The organism is Streptomyces sp. NPDC050287 (assembly GCF_044459385.1).
Lineage (GTDB): Bacteria > Actinomycetota > Actinomycetes > Streptomycetales > Streptomycetaceae > Streptomyces.
Window position 1 is genome coordinate 1 of record NZ_JBITIY010000050.1, and the last position, 1,030, is coordinate 1,030.

Here is a 1,030-nt window from a genome sequence, read left to right on the forward strand (position 1 = left end):
GCGGCCGCTCATGAGCATGGTCATCGACCACAGCACCATGGCCTCGTGCATGGCGGGCAGCGTCTCGTAGTCACGCACCAGGCGACGCGAGCGCATCAGCCAGCTCAGCGTTCTTTCCACCACCCACCTGCGCGGCAGCACCACGAACCCCGTCGTGTCGTCAGTGCGTCTGACGATCTCCACCGCGAGGTGGAGCTTCTCGGCCGCCCAGTCGACCAGCCGCCCGGCATAGCCGCCGTCCGCCCACACCAGGCGGATGGAAAAGTACAGCCCGCGCAACCGCTCCAACAGTCCGACGGCGGCGTCGCGGTCCTGCACGCTCGCCGCAGTCACCGCGACCGCCAGGACCAGGCCGAGGCAGTCCACCACCAGGTGCCGCTTGCGGCCGCCCACCTTCTTCCCGCCGTCCCAGCCGGAGGTGGAGCGCGGGATGTTCGCCGCTGCCCGCACGGACTGCGAGTCCACGATCGCGGCCGTCGGATCGGGCAAGCGGCCCTCCTTCTCCCGCACGCGGTCGCGCAGCCGGTCGTGGAGCTCGGCGAGCAGACCCGTCACCTGCCAGCGGCGGGCGAAGGCATGCACGCGCCGATACGGCGGGAAGTCGGCGGGCAGGTTGGCCCACTTGACGCCGTTGTCGGCCACATAGCGCACCGCGTCCAGCATCACGCGGTGGCAGTAGCCCTCCGGCCGCCCGCCCCGCCCCTCCAACCATGCCGGAATGGGCAGCAACGGCCGGATGACCTGCCACTCCGCCTCCGTCATGTCGGAGGCGTAACACCGCACGCGCTCCGGCCCGTCGGCGGCGTTGCCGAACCTGTGCGCGAGGCAGTCACACGACAGGGACGGCGAGTTGGACGCCACGCACGCGAGCGCGAAAGACTGCGGCAACAGGGCCTCCTGGTGATCGGTTTGGTTCGCACCCCCGAACTACCAAGAGGCCCTGCTGTCATGCGCCGGCTCTCGCGCGATCACCCGATCAGGAACCCTGTTCGACCAGGCCAGCCCCGTGATCGATAAGCGGATGGCGTCT

General features: G+C 70.0%; 1 protein-coding gene. It reads right to left on the minus strand.

Going from position 1 to position 1,030, the window contains the following annotated elements; genetic code table 11:
• The coding region (locus ACIBK3_RS46790) for an IS5 family transposase (protein WP_399374782.1) at nt 1-888 on the minus strand (888 nt) is incomplete at its 3' end.
• Nucleotides 889-1,030 lie beyond the last annotated feature (142 nt).